19 protein-coding genes are annotated in these 18,403 nt (G+C 42.4%); 16 read left to right on the top strand and 3 right to left on the bottom strand.

From position 1 onward, the window contains the following. The first annotated feature begins 195 nt into the window (after positions 1–195). The 9 genes from BLS28_RS11820 to BLS28_RS11780 all read left to right on the top strand — a co-directional run bounded on the left by BLS28_RS11820 (position 196) and on the right by BLS28_RS11780 (position 6,297). Positions 196–798 (top strand): outer membrane beta-barrel protein, encoded by a 603-nt coding sequence (locus BLS28_RS11820; protein WP_091167061.1) that lies wholly within the window; start codon positions 196–198, stop codon positions 796–798. 172 nt (positions 799–970) lie between these two features. Next, entirely contained in the window at positions 971–2,419 is a 1,449-nt protein-coding gene (locus BLS28_RS11815; RefSeq protein WP_091167059.1) for a sigma-54-dependent transcriptional regulator, read from the top strand. A gap of 1 nt (position 2,420) precedes the next feature. Then, the gene (locus tag BLS28_RS11810; RefSeq protein WP_091167056.1) at positions 2,421–2,624 is read left to right on the top strand and encodes a hypothetical protein; all 204 of its coding nucleotides are present in this window, start codon (positions 2,421–2,423) and stop codon (positions 2,622–2,624) included. Positions 2,625–2,702: 78 nt separating this feature from the next. Beyond that, positions 2,703–3,737: an AI-2E family transporter gene (locus BLS28_RS11805; protein WP_091167054.1), complete on the top strand. Its 1,035-nt coding sequence runs from the start codon at positions 2,703–2,705 to the stop codon at positions 3,735–3,737. A 163-nt stretch (positions 3,738–3,900) separates the two neighbouring features. Then, positions 3,901–4,167 (top strand): YtxH domain-containing protein, encoded by a 267-nt coding sequence (locus BLS28_RS11800; protein ID WP_090532345.1) that lies wholly within the window; start codon positions 3,901–3,903, stop codon positions 4,165–4,167. A 61-nt stretch (positions 4,168–4,228) separates the two neighbouring features. After that, entirely contained in the window at positions 4,229–4,579 is a 351-nt protein-coding gene (locus BLS28_RS11795; RefSeq protein ID WP_167516304.1) for a phage holin family protein, read from the top strand. Positions 4,580–4,582: 3 nt separating this feature from the next. Continuing rightward, entirely contained in the window at positions 4,583–5,029 is a 447-nt protein-coding gene (locus BLS28_RS11790) for a hypothetical protein (RefSeq protein ID WP_091167049.1), read from the top strand. A 276-nt stretch (positions 5,030–5,305) separates the two neighbouring features. Further along, a complete protein-coding gene (trmB, locus tag BLS28_RS11785; protein ID WP_091167047.1) occupies positions 5,306–5,965 on the top strand; it encodes a tRNA (guanosine(46)-N7)-methyltransferase TrmB in 660 nt (219 codons plus the stop codon). After that, complete coding sequence (locus BLS28_RS11780) at positions 5,965–6,297, top strand: MGMT family protein (RefSeq protein WP_091167044.1); 333 nt, start codon at positions 5,965–5,967, stop codon at positions 6,295–6,297. The genes trmB and BLS28_RS11780 overlap by 1 nt, the downstream gene beginning before the upstream one ends. A 218-nt stretch (positions 6,298–6,515) precedes the next feature. Here the strand turns inward: BLS28_RS11780 and BLS28_RS11775 are convergent, their stop codons facing one another. Beyond that, on the bottom strand, positions 6,516–6,875 hold the full coding sequence (locus BLS28_RS11775; protein ID WP_091167042.1) for a VOC family protein: 360 nt from the start codon (positions 6,873–6,875) through the stop codon (positions 6,516–6,518). A gap of 67 nt (positions 6,876–6,942) precedes the next feature. Then, positions 6,943–7,320 carry a VOC family protein gene (locus BLS28_RS11770; RefSeq protein ID WP_091167039.1) on the bottom strand — a complete coding sequence of 126 codons (378 nt, stop codon included), beginning with the start codon at positions 7,318–7,320 and terminating at the stop codon, positions 6,943–6,945. Between the two features lie 112 nt (positions 7,321–7,432). Here BLS28_RS11770 and BLS28_RS11765 point away from each other — a divergent pair, with 112 nt between their 5' ends. The 7 genes from BLS28_RS11765 (at position 7,433) to BLS28_RS11735 (ending at position 17,244) form a co-directional block, all read left to right on the top strand. Then, positions 7,433–7,777 carry a carboxymuconolactone decarboxylase family protein gene (locus BLS28_RS11765; protein WP_091167037.1) on the top strand — a complete coding sequence of 115 codons (345 nt, stop codon included), beginning with the start codon at positions 7,433–7,435 and terminating at the stop codon, positions 7,775–7,777. A 126-nt stretch (positions 7,778–7,903) separates the two neighbouring features. Continuing rightward, the gene (locus BLS28_RS11760) at positions 7,904–8,473 is read left to right on the top strand and encodes a DNA-3-methyladenine glycosylase I (protein WP_091167035.1); all 570 of its coding nucleotides are present in this window, start codon (positions 7,904–7,906) and stop codon (positions 8,471–8,473) included. A gap of 158 nt (positions 8,474–8,631) precedes the next feature. Continuing rightward, positions 8,632–11,439 (top strand): DNA polymerase I, encoded by a 2,808-nt coding sequence (gene polA / locus BLS28_RS11755; protein ID WP_091167032.1) that lies wholly within the window; start codon positions 8,632–8,634, stop codon positions 11,437–11,439. 183 nt (positions 11,440–11,622) lie between these two features. Further along, entirely contained in the window at positions 11,623–13,962 is a 2,340-nt protein-coding gene (locus tag BLS28_RS11750) for a TonB-dependent receptor (RefSeq protein ID WP_218134402.1), read from the top strand. 340 nt (positions 13,963–14,302) lie between these two features. Continuing rightward, on the top strand, positions 14,303–15,727 hold the full coding sequence (locus BLS28_RS11745) for a glycogen synthase (protein ID WP_091167026.1): 1,425 nt from the start codon (positions 14,303–14,305) through the stop codon (positions 15,725–15,727). Next, positions 15,724–16,986 carry a glucose-1-phosphate adenylyltransferase gene (locus tag BLS28_RS11740; protein ID WP_090532368.1) on the top strand — a complete coding sequence of 421 codons (1,263 nt, stop codon included), beginning with the start codon at positions 15,724–15,726 and terminating at the stop codon, positions 16,984–16,986. Before BLS28_RS11745 ends, BLS28_RS11740 begins: the two co-directional genes overlap by 4 nt. 72 nt (positions 16,987–17,058) lie before the next feature. Then, positions 17,059–17,244, top strand: coding sequence for a hypothetical protein (locus BLS28_RS11735; protein ID WP_091167020.1), 186 nt, complete (start codon positions 17,059–17,061; stop codon positions 17,242–17,244). Positions 17,245–17,445: 201 nt separating this feature from the next. Here the strand turns inward: BLS28_RS11735 and BLS28_RS11730 are convergent, their stop codons facing one another. Continuing rightward, entirely contained in the window at positions 17,446–18,123 is a 678-nt protein-coding gene (locus BLS28_RS11730; RefSeq protein ID WP_091167018.1) for a metal-dependent hydrolase, read from the bottom strand. Between the last annotated feature and the right edge of the window lie 280 nt (positions 18,124–18,403).

The raw sequence follows: 18,403 nt of genomic DNA, 5'->3' as shown, positions 1-18,403 counted from the left end.
AATTTTGACAAAAAAACAGCAATTACAAGTCCATTTTACACTCGCCTGACTAAAATACCCATAGGGTCAAAAAATAAATTACTATTAATCAATCGATTAAATATTCATGACTTTTGGATGAAAAATCGCATCTGATTTGTGTTGTTAATTTGCTGTGTGTTTAAAACAACATATATCAAAAACACAACAATAGTTATGAAAAATTTATTCAAAGTTTCAGCATTAGCCCTTGCATTTGCAGGCTTAGCATTTGGTGCAAAAGCACAAACATCTACACCTACCACCACTACTACAACATCAACTACAACTAAAAGCGGCATCCGTTACAGCATCGGTGTTGACGCAGGCATTCCTCTTAGCAATTTCAAAGATAACTACAAGTGGAATTTAGGCGGTTCGGTACAGGCTGATATCCCGGTTCTTTCAAACCAGTTATTTGTTACTGTTAACGCAGGCTATAACAACGTATTCGGTAAAAAAGATATTGGCGGTGTACAAGGCCTTGACGCACCTGATTTTCATTTAATCCCGGTTAAGGCAGGTTTGAAATACTTCCCTATCAGCAATTTTTATGTTCAGGGCGAAGCCGGTGCTGCATTCCTGTTAAACAAATCTGACGTTGGCGCTAATAAATCAACTGCATTTGTTTATGCTCCGCAAGTTGGTGTTCAGTTCCCGGTAAGTGCAAGCAGCTTTATTGATGCTGGTATCCGCTATGAAGCAACTACCAAATATGCAACAGGTGTTGATCAAAGCAAAGTTAACTTTATAGGTTTACGTGTAGCGTACGGCTTTTAATATATGGCCCTACAAATACCTTGATATAAAAAGGGGAGCTCATTCGGCTCCCCTTTTTTATTATGTTTTTTTAGTTGATATGAACCTTTATAATTAAATAAATCGTATAAATTAGCACATTGTTTGTATTTTGACACGTAATATTACATTTACCGCACAATAATTGCTGAATATGAAAAGGATCCTCATCATTGATGATGAAGTTAATGTGGCGTTATTGCTATCGAAGTTTTTGACGCGGAATGGGTTTGACGTTAGTACGGCATCAAGCGGTACCGGGGGGATGGAAGCGTTGAAAAATGGTGAATATCAACTTGTACTATGTGATTTCAGGCTCGAAGATACCGACGGCCGTGAAATGCTCCGCAATATTAAAATCCAATATCCAAAAACAGGGGTTATCATCATCACCGGCTATTCAGATATTAAAATGGCGGTTGAGCTTATTAAAATGGGGGCCTATGATTATATCACCAAGCCGCTGTATCCCGATGAAATATTAAATACTATTAATAAGGCCCTTGAAACACACCATGCCCTGGTTGAAATTGACGAGGAGCCACAGGCGACTATTTTACCTGAGAAAACTAAAGTTAGCACCGTAAAAAAAACCGTTTTTGCAGCCGAATTTGTAACTGGCACCAGCCGCGCGTCAAAAGAGCTTGCCCGGCAGATAGAACTGGTGGCACCAACAAACTACAGTGTTATTATTTTAGGCGAAAGCGGTACCGGAAAAGAATCCGTAGCGAAAAGTATTCACCTCAACAGTCCGCGGCATAACCAGCCTTTTATAGCCATGGATTGCGGTTCTTTAACCAAGGAGCTCGCGGCAAGTGAATTTTTTGGCCACGAAAAGGGTTCATTTACCGGCGCTTTATATACTAAAATAGGCCACTTTGAAATGGCTAACGGAGGTACTTTATTTTTAGATGAAGTGGGCAACCTTTCGTACGAGATCCAGGCAGCTTTACTTCGTACCGTACAGGAACGTAAAGTTAAAAGAATAGGCAGTACCAAAGAGATAGATCTTGATGTACGCATTATCATAGCCACCAATGAGAACCTACAGGAAGGGATTCAGAAAGGCCGCTTCCGCGAAGATCTTTATCATCGCTTTAACGAGTTTAGCATTTACATGCCGCCATTACGTGAGCGCGGCCATGATATTATATTACTGGCAGAACATTTTTTAAAAATAGCCAACCAGGAGCTCGGGCGCAACGTTGAATCCTTCTCACAGGAGGTTGTAGATTGCTTTATGAACTACCGCTGGCCGGGCAACATCCGCGAGCTTAAAAACGTGATCCGCCGGGCAGCGCTTTTAGCCGAGGGCAATGAGATCACGCTTAAAGCATTGCCGCTTGAAATGTCGACCTATAAATTATCATACGAAACGGCTAATCATTATACGCAACATCATCATACCACATCGCATACAGAAGAAGCGCCCGAGGCTAAAGAACCCCGTCATGACCTTAAAAATGCCGCGCTCGAGGCCGAGTATGAAACAATTATAAGGGTGTTAAGGGAAGTTAATTTCAACAAAACCAAAGCTGCCGAAATCCTGAATATCGACCGCAAAACCCTTTATAATAAAATGAAGGCCATTAACCTTAAGTAAAATGGGGGCTCATGAAGAAAAAGACGATGCCGAGACCCTGCGTAAACTAAGGCACGACATAAAAAATCAATTATCAAACATTCACCTGGCGCTTGAGCAATTACGGTATGAAATACCCAATCCAACATCAGACTGTTTGTTTTACATGGATACCATAGAAATAAGTTCAATCCGGATCAATACCCTGCTTAACGATACCAACTAAAGGCGTTGCAATTAATGATTGAAACGCTAAAACTTTTTGGCGTTTTTTTGTTTAAGCAAGTATCAATCAACAGCCTACATGTCAGTCTTCAATTATAAGCAGCGCAACAATATTATCCTGGCGAGTATCATTATACTTGGCTGTTTCTTATTATATGCGCTCAGCAGCTTGTTTAGCTCAATCCTTGGCGCAGTGGTACTGTTCACCATTTTTCGTCCCCTTTACATTAATCTTGCCGAAAACAAAGGATGGAACCGCTCGCTGGTGGCCCTGCTTATTATTTTTATATCGCTTATTGTGATTGTGATCCCCTTCTTAACACTAAGCATAATGGTTGTGGGCAAAATTTCAAGCATCAACCTTAAAGATCTTCCTATTGACCAGTGGATTTCAAAAATCGATGCATTTGCCGGCGCAAACCTTAATCAACCTCATTTTGCCGAAGAGACATTACAAAAATTAGGCACTTTTGCTACCGGTCTCTTCCCGTCTATACTGGGCAGCGCGGCCAACACCATATTGACCCTGCTGGTATTGTATATTATACTATATTTCATGTTTACACAAATACGTGAATTTGAGGCCGGGTTATTGAAATATGCGCCATTCAGGGAGCAGCATGCATTGAAATTTGCCAATGCCCTGCGCGATTCTACCTATTCAAACGTTTTAGGCCAGGGAATTATAGCACTTACACAGGGAATACTACTGGCCAACGGATTTTGGATATTTGGCATTCCCGACCCGATTTTTTGGGGGGTTATCGCTATCTTTATTTCGTTTTTACCTGTGGTAGGTGCACCAACGTTATGTATCCCGGCAAGCATTGTATTGTTTGCACAGGGGCACAACTGGCAGGGGGTAGCATTACTGGCTTATGGTTTATTGTTCATTGGCAATATTGATAATTTTTTGCGCATGATCATTAACAAGCGTGTTGCCAACACACACCCTATTATTTCAATAATAGGCGTTTTTATAGGCCTGCCCCTTTTCGGGATCCTGGGCCTGGTGTTTGGCCCGGTACTGCTATCCTATTTCCTGCTGCTGATGGAAATTTATGAAACAAACCGCATGGCGGCCGACAGGCTTGAACGGATAAACAGCTTATAAAATATATCGTACAGCCCTGAATAGTTTTGTGAACACAGGGTAAAATTTATTTGACTGATAAAAGTTAATTTATACTTAAATAAAAATAATTGTGCCAAATGCACATATTTGGCAGGATATTTACACGTAACTAATAAAATGTTCAACTTTTAATTATATTACAATGAATGATAACTCAAAAGTAGTTGTTGCATTGCTTGCCGGTTTAGCAGCAGGGGCAGCGTTAGGTATTTTGTTTGCACCTGATAAAGGCAATGAAACCCGCGACAAGCTTACCGAATCATTAAAAAATCTTGGAGAGTCGATAAAAGATACTGCCGCTGCCGAAATTGACAACCTGGTTGGCTTAAAAGACAAAGTTGTTGAAAACATCAAGTCGAAAATTAAAGGTGCCGAAGAAGAATACCAGGACGACCTGGAGCACGCATAAGCATGTATAACACCAATCCCGGATGCCGATAAAACAACATCCGGGATATATAACCTTACTCATGGAAGATAAAAAAGAGACTCAACCACCAGTACCCCCAATAGTTGATCAATTAAAGGAATATGCCGAAACACGGTTTAAGCTTTTAAAATACGAAGCTATTGAAGGTGGCACCTCCATATTAGCAAGCATTATTGCCGATTTGGTGACTGTAATAAGCATGGTACTGGCTTTTCTTTTTGCAAGTGTTACCTTAGGCTTTTTTCTTGCCGATATTTTACACTCTTACTGGATGGGTTTTGGATGTATTGCCGTGCTATACTTTTTGATAGCCATGTTTATCAAGATATTTAAACGACACCTTGAAAGGCCGCTTATCAACATCTTTATTCAAAAAATATTTAAAAGATAAACCATGGATCTCCATATCACCAACATCAGCGATCTGCAAGCCGAAATATTCAGGTTAAAAACACTTGAAAAACAGCAATCGGTGGCTTTGAAAGCGCGCGTTAACAGCCCTTCTGCTTTATTTTCAACTGTGCTTACGCTGTTCCCGCGTTCAAATGATACCGATGGTGTAAAAAATACCAGTTTTTTTCATCCCGATATCCTCAACCTCATCTCTAGGTTCGTGATTCCGCTTACCTTGAATAAAACGCTTTTTAAACACTCCAACTTTTTGGTAAAAACACTGGTTGGCCTGGTATCACAAAAAGCTTCAAACTATGTTAATGAAGATACCGTGAGCAGCATTTGGGACAAAGCAAAAACGCTTTTCGCCAAATTCACCAAAAAGAAAGATGACGTAGCATATAAACCTACGCCATATGTTAAGCCTGTGGGCGGGGCTGTGGTATAATAATTTTTACACGAATTTTTCGAATTGAGACGAATTTCACGAATTAGAAAGTTTAACCTTTGAACTTCGTGTAATTCGATTAGTTGCTGCTCAATCTGCAAATCAATTCGTGTTAATAATTCCCACACGAATTTTGCTAATTATTCGAATTTCTCAAACCTGCTATACAGATCCATTAAACCAATTCGTTTAATTCGATTTAATTGCTCTGCAACAAGCAAATCATTCGTGTTAAAATAATTTCAATATTTTTGCGCTTTATTTTAAAAACGTAAAGTGGGAAAAGATAAGTTAAGGCGTTTTGCCGAGGTTGAAACCTTTAGTAATGTATTGCAATTAGATGCCGGCAAACCGTTTAAGGGACAATGGGATTCTGAATTTTTCAAAAATGACAATCCTGTAGTGCTTGAGTTGGCCTGCGGCAAAGGCGAATATACCGTGAACCTCGCGCGGATGTTCCCCAATAAAAACTTCATTGGTATCGACTACAAAGGCAACCGCATTTGGCGCGGCGCCAAAACTGCCATCGAAGATGGTGTGCCTAATGTTGCTTTTTTACGCATCCAGATCGAAAACCTGCTCGATTATTTTGCCCCCGGCGAGGTTGATGAAATCTGGATCACCTTTCCCGACCCGCAGCCGCAATTAAGCCGCGAGAAAAAGCGATTAACTTCACCACGGTTCTTAGATAAATATATCATCGTCTTAAAACCTGGTGGCTGTGTTAACCTTAAAACAGATAACGATGGATTGCATGCTTATACCGCCGAAAAAATTGACGAGCTGAAGTTGAATCTGTACGTTAAAACTGAAGATCTATACAATTCGGTATATGCGGACGAGGTACTTTCTATTAAAACCTACTACGAGAAAAAATATTTAAAGGATAACAAAAACATTAACTACCTTAAGTTTTCATTTCCTGAAAACGCCTGATGGAGGACATTAATTTTTTTGAAAAAGTTTACCAGGTAGCCCGACTCATTCCGCCGGGACGGGTGACCTCATATGGTGCTATTGCAGCCTATCTTGGTACCAAAGGCTCATCGCGCATGGTAGGCTGGGCCATGCAGGCAGCGGGCAATGCCAAACCAGCAGTTCCGGCTCACCGGGTGGTAAATCGGCAGGGCTTGCTAACGGCAAAAGCCCATTTCGGCGGCAACCGCATGGCTGCAATGCTGGAAAGTGAAGGCGTAAAAGTAGTTGACGATCAGATCCAGGATTTCAAAACAGTTTTTTGGGACCCTATGGTAGAGCTGGCGTTGTAATCTACCGCTAAACTTATTTAACCATATCATTGCGAGGAGCGAGCCGGATAGTGCGTGAGCGCGACATGGCAATCTCGTAGCCAATGCATAAAAGTCAAGTACAGACCAACCTAAACGGACGAGATGCCGCGCTACGCTCGCAATGGCATTTTTTCTATTTCAAGATATAGATAATTTCATCATCCCAACACTTGTTGGCTCCAGCAGCAATTATTAGTTTACTCTGTAAACTGCAGCAACTCCATCCTGTTTCCAAATGGATCAATAAATGAAAACCGCGTGCGATCCGGAAGAACAGGTTCTTCCCAAAACTCAACGCCATAGCTTTCCAGGTGCCGGCGGGCTTCTGCAATATCGGTAACCTCAAAGGCCGTATGCCGCGATGTTCGCGGTAAAGCATCTTCGGTACTTAAATGAAGCTGGATATCTGATATCTGAAACCAATAGCCTTTTGAATTAAAGGCCGGTCGTTCTATCCGCTGTAACCCCACAACGTCGGTATAAAAAATTCTTGCTTCTTCCAGCCGTTCTAACGGAACACAAATCTGGATATGGTCGGCGCGTTTAAAGTTGATCATAAGCCCCTCTAAATCCCCCTAAAGAAGGCGATTTTAATTAAATTATTAATTTCTATGATAACCTCGGTTATTCATGCTCGGCAAAAGTAAGCACATAACCGTTATTATCTTTTATGGAGAATTCGGTAGCACCATAAAAAGTAGTTTCGAGGCCTTTTAGTACGGTTACCTTATCCTTTATCTCTTCGAAAAAAGTACGGATATTTTTCAGGTTGATGTACAACAGTAATGAGCCGCCATCGGTACGGCTTATCTCGGGCAGATCATCGGCCAGGCTGCTAAAGGTTTGGAACATCATGGTAACGCTTCCGTTAGTCATCATGGCCCAAACAAGATCGGGCCCGGTTTCGGGAACACTCATTGCCACTTTAAAACCAAGCAGTTCATAAAAGCTGATGGTTGCATTAATATCGTTTACAAAAATGTTAGGTGATAAACTTTCCATAATTAGTGTGTAAAGAATTTGGTTAACGCCATAAAAATAACGATCCAATCTTTTAAATGCTAAATATTTTAGCTTAATTAGCTTAAATTTTTATTAACAAACACAACACCCCGTGGGAAAACTTGTAGAAGAATTTGACGCCTATCGCTCTAAAATGAACGACAGGATCATGGAAACCGCCAATACCAATATTAAACGCTTTTTTGCACTCGATACCACCAGCTATGCCGAAGGCGCACTGGATGTTAAAACCAAAGAAATGCTCGGCCTGGTTGCCAGCATGGTTTTACGCTGCGACGATTGCATTAAATACCACCTCGGCAAATGCCACGAAGCGGGCGTTAATCACGATGAAATGAACGAGATTTTTATGATAGCCAATTTGGTTGGAGGCTCAATAGTTATTCCACATTATCGCAGAGCTGTTGAATATTGGGATGAGTTGAATGAACAATAAAATAACCTCACCACGTCATTGCGAGGAACGAAGTAATCGCGAACTATACAGAGCGGCTCCGCTAATCGAGGATTGCTTCGTTCCTCGCAATGACGTGATTTATAATCAACATAAACCTTGTAAAACATGACCGATCAAACAAATCCAAAAGACCTAATCCGCTGCTCCTGGGCAGGCACCGACGAATTATATATCAAATATCACGACGAAGAGTGGGGCAAAGAAGTTCATGATGATCATACCTTATTTGAATTTCTGATATTAGAATCTGCACAGGCCGGGCTTAGCTGGATCACTATATTGCGCCGCCGCGAAGGCTACCGTAAGGCATTTGCCAATTTTGATGTGCAAAAAGTAGCAGCTTTTACCGATGAAGACGTTGAGCGCTTAATGCATGACGAGGGTATCATCCGCAACAGGCTTAAAATATTAGCCGCTATCAACAATGCTAAACTGTTCATCGGTATACAAAAAGAATTTGGTTCGTTTGATAAATACCTGTATAGCTTTATGCCCGATGGAAAACCTATCGTAAATCATTCGCATAAAATACCGGCTACCAGCCCCGAATCTGACGCTATCAGTAAGGATATGAAAAAACGGGGTTTTAAGTTTTTCGGCAGTACTATTTGTTATGCCCACATGCAGGCTACCGGTATGGTAAATGATCATATTCCTGATTGCAGCTTCAAATAAAACAAACACGAATTTTCCCGAATGTGATCGAATTACGCAAATTGATAATGAAATTAAAACCATGCAATTCATTAAAAATCGTGTTCTTTGCATAAACACCGGCATCAAAAATTTCGAGTCAATTAGCTTAAATTCGTGCAATTAGTGTCAATGATATTATGAAAAAACTATTTCTTTTGGATGGCATGGCCCTTATTTACCGGGCGCATTTTGCTTTAAGTAAAACACCACGGTTTACCTCAAACGGGCTAAACACCTCAGCAATGATGGGATTTACCAACACCCTGCTGGATGTTTTGAAAAAGGAGGCTCCCACCCACATGGCCGTGGTTTTTGATACCGAAGCACCAACCGAACGACATACCGATTTTGAAGGCTACAAAGCTCACCGCGAAGCCATGCCCGAAGATTTGGCAAAGGCTTTACCTTATGTTATAAAAATCATATTGGGGTTTAACATCCCGGTTATCACGTCGGATGGATACGAGGCTGACGATATCATCGGTACCCTTGCAAAAAAAGCTGAGCAAAAGGGCTACACTGTTTATTGTATGACTCCCGATAAAGATTTTGGCCAATTGGTATCAGATAATATTTTCATTTACAAACCGGCCCGCATGGGCAACGAGATGGAAATACAAGGAGTGAAAGAGATATTAGCCAAATGGGAGATTGAGCGTGTTGACCAGGTGATAGATATTTTAGGGCTATGGGGCGATGCGGTAGACGGCATTCCGGGTATTCCGGGCATCGGCGAAAAAACGGCAAAAGCCCTCATTAAGCAATATGGCTCAATGGAAAACATCTTTGAGCATAGCCATGAGCTTAAAGGAAAGCAGCGCGAAAACGTTGAACAGTTTAAAGAGCAGGGCCTGATGTCGAAAAAACTGGCTACCATATTGCTAAATGTACCTGTTGAACTGGATGAAGAAGGCCTCGAAGTATGCGCTCCAAGTAAGGAACTATTAGAGCCGCTTTTTGCCGAATTAGAGTTCCGTACTTTAGGCAAGCGTGTATTTGGTGATGATTTCAGTATTACTGAACTGAAACCGGCCGGAACCCAGATCGATCTTTTTGGCAATCCAACAGCAACTGGTCGCACCACCATGACGGTTGATGTGGAAGATATTCGTGAGGACCTGATCATCGCTGCCAAAAATATTAACAATACGCCGCATGAGTATCATTTGGCCGACACCCTTGAAAAACGGGCCGAACTGATCAACATATTAGCGCAGCAGCCAACCATTTGCTTTGATACCGAAACCACCGGTACCGATCCTAATCATTGCGAACTGGTAGGCTTGTCATTTTCTGTTAAACCACGACAGGGCTGGTATGTACCCGTCCCTGCCGACCAGGCGGGAGCACAAAGCATTGTTACCGAATTTAAAGCAGTGCTTGAAAATGAAAATATCGGCAAAATAGGGCAAAACATTAAGTTTGATATCCTGATGCTCAAATGGTACAACATCGAAGTGAAAGGAACTCTGTTTGATACCATGCTGGCCCATTACATCCTTGATCCGGATACCCGCCACAATATGGATATCCTGTCGGAAAATTACCTGGGCTACAAACCGGTTTCTATAACCGAACTTATTGGCCCCAAAGGCAAAAACCAGGGCAATATGCGCGATGTGGATTTTGAAAAAATAAAAGAATACGCCGCCGAGGATGCGGATATCACCCTGCAGCTAAAAGATATTTTTGAGCCTAAACTAAAAGAGGTAGAGGGCGAAAAACTGGTGAATGAAATAGAGCACCCGCTTATTTACGTACTGGCCGATATGGAGTACGAAGGTGTGAAAATAGACCATGATACCCTGCGTGAGTTTAGCAAGCAACTGGAAACAGATATTGCCCAATATGAAAAAACAGTTTATGAAAAAGCAGGCGTAAAATTTAACATTGCATCGCCAAAACAACTGGGTGAAGTATTGTTCGAGAAACTGATGCTTGACCCTAAAGCCAAAAAAACCAAAACCGGCCAGTATCAAACCGGAGAAGACGTATTGCTTTCATTAGCTGCCAAGAGCGATATTGTGCGTGATATTCTTGATTTCCGCCAGCTGCAAAAATTAAAATCGACTTATGTTGACGCGCTGCCGCAGATGGTAAACCCTAAAACAGGCAGGGTACATACATCATACAACCAGGCTGTTGCCGCAACAGGCCGATTAAGCAGCGTTAACCCCAACCTGCAAAATATCCCTATCCGTACCGAGCGCGGCCGCGAGGTAAGGAAAGCTTTTATCCCGAGAGATAGCAACCATACCATCGTCTCTGCGGATTATTCGCAGATAGAACTGCGCATCATTGCCGAGATCAGTAAGGACCCTAACATGATGCAGGCCTTTATCAATAACCACGATATCCACACGGCAACAGCTGCCAACGTTTACGGCATCGGGCTTGACGAGGTAACCAGCGATCAGCGCCGTAATGCCAAAGCTGTTAACTTCGGCATTATTTACGGCCAGTCGGCCTTTGGCTTATCACAAAGCCTGGGGATTCCGCGTAAGGAGGCTGCCGAGATCATCGAGCAATATTTTGTGCAGTTTGCCGGCATTAAACAATACATGAGCGATACCATGAACTTCGCCCGCGAAAATGGCTACGTGTGCACGCTGATGGGCCGCCGCCGCTATTTGCGCGATATCAATTCGGCCAATGCAACCGTTCGCGGTTTTGCCGAGCGAAATGCTATCAATGCCCCAATACAGGGCTCAGCCGCCGATATGATCAAAATTGCCATGATCAATATCCACAAAGAACTTAAGGCACAAAAGCTGGATACCCGCATGACCATGCAGGTACATGACGAGTTGGTGTTTGACGTTCCGAATCATGAAGTAGAGATCGTGAAACCGATCATTATGCATCACATGAAAAACGCTATCAAAACCGAGGTACCCATCATGGTTGAAATCGGCACTGGTTTGAACTGGCTTGAAGCGCACTAAGTCCTCAGACTTTAATGGGGATATCGGCCTTGTTTATCCCCATTTTATTTGCCCGCACATTTTCCTGATAAAACTATGAAAGCAAAAATCGCTTTAATATATTAAGCTCCATGACAAACCATTACAACGGAGGCACCGGTGAATAAAGCGTTACTTAAACTTAGCATAATATATCTTTGTGCTTTGTTTACATCTTCATCATCAAATGCCCAAACAGCTGTTATTAAAGGGACTGTTACCAACGGGCTTTCAAACATACCACTTCCGGGAGTTTCTGTAATGGTTATTAATCAATCATCCATCGGTACAATCACCGATTCACTCGGCAACTATAAGATTGTCTTAAAACCGGGAAATTTTGGCTTATCGTTTTCAAAAATCGGTTTTAAAAGCAAATCCTCGTTAGATATCCAGGTAAATAACGTTAAGGCTACTATTGTGGATATAGCACTTGATGAGGAGGTAGCCAGCCTTAATGAGGTAAAAATTACGGCAAGCAGCCGCCTCAACAAAACGCTTGAAAGCCCGGTATCATTACGTAGCATCGGCGTATCCGAAATTAAGCGAAACCCTGGCGGCAATCGTGATATCTCAAAAGTTATCCAATCGTTACCCGGTGTTTCGGCGCCGGTAAGTTTCCGTAATGATATTATTATAAGAGGGGGAGCACCTAACGAAAACCGATTTTATCTCGACGGTGTAGAAATTCCTAACATCAACCACTTTGCCACACAGGGCTCATCCGGCGGACCAGTTGGCCTGATCAACGTAGATTTTGTGAAAGAGGTTAATTTTTATTCGGGGGCTTTTCCCTCAAACCGGGGCAATGCTTTAAGTTCTGTATTTGAGTTCAACCAAAAAAATGGCCGGTCGGATAGAATGGGGGCCACCCTTACCATCGGCTCGAGCGATTTTGGTGCTACTATTGAAGGTCCGCTGGGTTCAAAAACCACCTATCTGGCATCGTACCGTTACTCATACCTGCAAGGTTTATTTAAATTACTTAAACTGCCTTTTTTACCATCATACCAGGATTTTCAGTTTAAGGTTAAAACCAAATTCGACAACAAAAATGAGCTTACACTCATCGGCCTCGGCGCGCTCGATAAGTTTAAGCTCAACTTCGGCACCGATCCAACCGAAGAAAACCAGTACATTTTGGCAACAATCCCAACCAACGATCAGAAAAACTATTCAGTTGGTGCGGTTTATAAACACTTTGGGCAACATGGCTTTTCACAAGTGGTGATTAGTCGCAGTTATTTGGATAATGGAGCCCAAAAATTCAGGGATAATGACGAGAGTTTGGGCCAAACGCTCAATTACCGGTCGGCCGAGGCAGAGAACAAATTCAGGTTTGAGCATACCGAACAGGCGGGCAATTATCGTGTAAACTTCGGTACCGGCGAAGAAACGGCGTCTTACAGTACCAATACGTTTAACCTGCTACCCTTCGGCAACCATATTTACCAATCAAAGATTAATTTTTTTAAGTATAACCTGTTTGGCCAAATCAGCCGAATATTTTTTGACAATAAGCTATCACTCTCATTCGGTGCCAGGGCCGATGCCAACAACTATTCAAGCCGGATGAACAACCTGCTAAAAACCTTTTCGCCGCGCTTCTCTGCCTCCTATAACTTTACCGATCAGTTTAGCATCAATTTTAATACTGGCATTTATTACCAGTTGCCGGCCTATACTGTTATGGGCTATCGGGATAGCACTAATCGTTTGGTAAACCGGGATGTAAATTATATTGAAAACAAACAGCTGGTATTAGGTTTTGAGTATAATACGCTTAAAAACACCCGCTTTACGGTTGAAGGTTTTTATAAACATTACAAACATTATCCTGTTATTCGTCAATTGAATGATTCCATCCCGCTGGCTAATCTTGGTGCCGACTTTGGTGTTATTGGTAACGATGCGGTTGTTGGCGAAAGCAACGGCCGTAGTTATGGCGTGGAGTTTTTCGCACAGCAAAAGCTAAACAAAGGTTTTTATGGCATTTTCGCGCTTACACTTTTTAAAAGCGAGTTTCAGAACAAAAATGGCAACTATGTGCAATCATCCTGGAATAGTCGATATATTTTAAGCATGACCGCCGGCAAAATCCTTAAACGCAACTGGGAAATAGGTGCTAAATTCAGGTTTACAGGTGGCAGTCCGTACACGCCTTATGATCAGCAGCTATCGTCACTTAAAACAAATTACAGTACCTATCCGCAGGGAATTTTCAATTACACGCAATTGAACGGCCGGGTTTTAGATCCTTTTTACCAGCTTGACGCCCGGGTTGATAAAAAGTACTATTTTAAACATTACACGTTCAACGTTTACTTCGACATTCAAAATTTAACAGCTCATACCTATAAGGAACAACCGGTTGTAGTTGCGGTGAAAGATGCTTCAGGAAACCTTCAGGATCAGCCAGGCGACCCGTCGCACATTCAAACCAAATTGCTTAACCGCAAAGGCGGGAATGTGCAGCCGACACTTGGGGGTATTTTTGAGTTTTGATCAATTTAAAAAACTTCGCTCTCAAGGGTAAGCGCGGGGAAGAGCAAAGGCGGGGCTGTGTTTCTGTGTTAAAAAAACAAAGCATAGACACTCCGTTCCTCAGCTCTCAAGAGGGTAATCGCACTTTCCTGCACTTTTATCCTTAGTGTACCGGTTATAGCAATAATTCGTAAGCGCAGGTGCTTTCTCAATCCTTCCTTTTCCCTATCATTTTTACAACTATAACATCTTAACGATAATAAAATTTCAGCGCTTTTTATCTAAATTTTCCAAAACTATATTAATTCTCATAGGTTTCTCTTTTGGTAATCTTTGCTTAAATTGAGCCAATAAAACCTGAATGAAAATATACCATTTGAGTGCCGAGTGCTATCCCGTTGCTAAAGTTGGCGGGCTTGCCGATGTTGTTGGCGCATTGCCTAAGTACCAGAACCTTGCAGGTTTGCAGGCTGCGGTTGTTATGCCTTTTTACGATCGTAAGTTTACCCAGGAAAACGACTTTGAAATTGTGTTTGCTGCTGCAACCTTACTCGGTAATCGCCGACTTTTCTTCGAGATATTGAAAGAGAAAACAAACAAACTCGGTTTTGAACTTTATTTAGTAAAAATTCCTGGCTTGCTCGACAGGGAAAATATCTACAGTTACCCTGATGAGCGTGACCAGTTCATGGCTTTTCAATTGGCATTTTTAGATTGGATCAGTTATTCACAGCAAACGCCCGATTTGATCCATTGTCATGACCACCACGCCGGGTTAGTCCCGTTTTTACTTTATCATTCCAAGCTATATACAAGGCTGGCCAATACCCCAACCATATTTACCATACACAACGGCCAGTACCACGGCGCTTTCGGCTGGGACAGACTATCCTTATTACCTGAAATTGACCTGACCAAAACAGGCTTGCTTGACTGGGCCGGCGGGATCAATCCACTGGCGGCTGCGGTTAAATGCAGCTGGCGTTATACAACGGTGTCTCCAACTTATTTGGAGGAGCTTACTTATAACTCCAATGGTTTGGAGTACCTGTTTTACATTGAACGGGCAAAGGGCTACGGTATCATGAACGGCATCGACACCGAGGTTTGGAACCCGCAAACCGACCCAATGATCCCAACCAAATTTTCAACTAAAACATTGGCTAAAGGCAAAAGGGCTAATAAAGAAGCTATTTGCAAACGCTTTGAGCTCGATCCCGAAAAACCATTGTTTACTTTTATCGGCCGCCTGGTTGTTGAAAAAGGCGCAGATCTGCTGCCTGCCGCTATTGAACGCAGCCTGCTCGAAAACGAAGGCGAAGTAAACTTTGTAATATTAGGAGCCGGCGATAAGGAAAATGAACTGGCGCTGCTTCAGCTTAAAAATAAATATCCTGAGCATTGTAATGTTTTTATTGGTTATGACGAGTCATTGGCACACTTAATTTATGCGGGGGCCGATTTCCTGTTAATGCCGTCACGCGTAGAACCTTGCGGCCTTAACCAGTTGTATGCGCTGCGTTACGGCACCATGCCAATTGTACGTACCACCGGTGGATTGAAAGATTCTGTCATTGATTTTGGCGATGAGGGAGGCTACGGGATCCGCTTTGTACAGGCCAGCGTACAAGATATTTGCCACTCGGTTTTCAGGGCAAAACAACTTTACCAGGATAGCGCAAAAATGCAGCAGCTACGCAAGCAAATGATGGCCCTTGATTTTTCATGGGCACGCTCAACACAACAATACACTGAACTATACGAAAGCTTAAAACTAACTTTATGACATCCAAAGTAATCTCCATTGTGCTCGGTGGCGGCCAGGGCAGCCGTTTATCACCGCTTACCGCAACGCGGTCAAAGCCGGCAGTTCCAATTGCGGGTAAATATCGTTTGGTGGATATTCCCATTTCAAACTGTTTGCACTCGGGTATTACGCGTATTTATGTGTTGACGCAGTTTAACTCGGCATCCTTAAACAAGCACATCAAAAACACTTATCATTTCAGCAGCTTTAGCGATGCTTTTGTTGATATTCTTGCGGCAGAGCAAACGCCGTCAAGCGTGGCCTGGTTCCAGGGTACGGCCGATGCTGTTAGGCAAAGCTTACACCATTTGGCGGTGCATGAGTTTGAGTATGTGCTGATCCTGTCGGGCGATCAATTGTACCAGATGGATTTTGAAGATATGATCAACCATCATATCGAAACCAATGCCGAAATTTCGATAGCTACCATCCCTGTTGATGCAGCTGACGTTCCGGGCTTCGGGATCCTGAAAACTGACGAAAACAACATGATCACCTCATTTATCGAAAAACCCAAAAGCAATTTCGAAAGCTGGGCGTCAGAGGTTAGTCCGGAGATGGAAGCTGAAGGCCGTGTATACCTGGCGTCAATGGGTATCTACATCTTTAATCGCAAATTGTTATATGAATTGCTTGAAGGCAACGAGCGTACCGACTTTGGTAAAGAGATCATCCCACAATCAATTGAAGGCCATCGCGTAGCCAGCTATCAATATGAAGGCTACTGGACAGATATTGGTACTATCCCTTCATTTTTTGAGGCCAACCTGGGTTTAACTGATAACATCCCCAAGTTTAACCTGTTTGATAAAAACCCGATCTATACCCGTGCGCGCATGTTGCCTCCGTCAAAAATATCAGGCACGCTGATGGAAAAATCTATTGTTGCCGACGGTTGTATTATCAATGCCAAACAGATCATCCATTCTATAATAGGGATCCGCACCCGCATTGGTGTTAATACCATTATCGAAAACTGTTACGTAATGGGCAGCGACAATTATCAAACTCTTGAGGAGATTGCCGAATGCAAAGAAAGCGGTTCGCCAATTATGGGCATCGGCGATAATTGCCATATTCAAAACGCCATTATTGATAAAAATACATACATCGGTAACAATGTAACCATTAACTGCGGCGAGAAGCTTGAAGACGGCGATTACGGCACTCATACCGTGCAGGACGGTATTGTGGTAGTTAAGAAGCGCGCTATAATACCAAGCGGTACGGTTATTTAATTAAAAAATAAAAAAAACAAACCATAGTTAATTTGTTATAGATAGAACTAACCATCTAAAACATAATCAACTATGAAAAAGGCACTATGTATGATCGCTTTAGCAGCGATCTCGTTCAGCAGCGTTTTCGCTCATGGTACAATGGTTCGCCCGTCAAAAGGCATTATGCAAACTGATACAACCAAGAAGAAGAAAACGAGGAAAATGAAAAAAGATACCATCATGAAAAAAGACACTATGAAGATGAAAAGGAAATAAGTCTTTAGTCGGAAGCCGGAACTTTTAAGCCCGGTGGTATCAAACAGCAAAAGGCCCGGTAATACCGGGCCTTTTGCTGTTTGTACATCTCCTACCGTCATTGCGAGGCACGAAGCAATCGCGAACTATACAAAGGGATTTGCCTGCTAATAGGGGATTGCTTCGTGCCTCGCAATGACGATTATTTTATTTCTATCGATTCTACAACTCAATAGTTTCACCAATAGCCGGCAACTTCAAATTCAAACCTGCTTTGATAAACTTCTCTGTTACTTCATCCTTATCAATTTTGATAACCGGGAATGAGTCATAATGAATGCCAATGATGTTTTTACAATTGATAAACGCCGACGCTTTAATGGCATCATCCGCACCCATGGTATAATTATCACCTATAGGCAGAAATGCCCAGTCGAGATTTTCATCGGCCAGGAGTTTCATATCATAGGTAAGCGCAGTATCGCCTGCAAAATAGATCACTTTCCCTTCTGCATAAATTAAAAATCCGGCAGGATTACCGCCCGGCGAGCCATCGGGCAAGGTACTTGAATGTACCGCGTTTACCATTTTAACCCTACCAAAATCAAAGTTAAAACCGCCCCCTATGTTCATGCCATGCACATTTTCAATGCCTTTAGTACCAAGCCATCCGGCAATTTCGGCAATGCAAATTACCTTTGCACCGCTACTTTTAGCAATTTCCAGCAGATCCGCCACATGGTCGCCATGCCCATGCGATACCAGGATATAATCGGGTTGTAAGCTGTGAATGTCAATATCCTTTGCCAGTGGGTTAGGGTTTATAAATGGGTCGAAAAGCAATTTCTTTCCACCAGCTACAATCTCAAGGGCCGACTGGCCATAATAAGTAGTTTTCATAGAATGTTATTTTATGATCTGATCAAAAGTAAACAGTTATGTCAACGATTTGATTTAGTGGCAGAAAAGTTACACATAGGTGTTCAAACAGACAGAGAGAATTGCAAGTTTAAAGAAAATGTCATTTAGAGCGAGCCATGTTGACTTGTGCATTGGGCGAGGGGGAATCTCCTAAGTCTGTGAACCCGCCATGAATATTTTGTTATGAATGGCGTATACGATTTCTCTTCGCGCTGCCGCTGTTGCCCGCCCTCGCTCATCGAAATGACATTGTTAAGAT

It is taken from the genome of Mucilaginibacter gossypii, from assembly GCF_900100945.1.
Lineage (GTDB): Bacteria > Bacteroidota > Bacteroidia > Sphingobacteriales > Sphingobacteriaceae > Mucilaginibacter > Mucilaginibacter gossypii.
The sequence above is the reverse complement of the archived record's forward strand: the minus strand, read 5'-3'. Positions and strand labels throughout refer to the sequence as shown.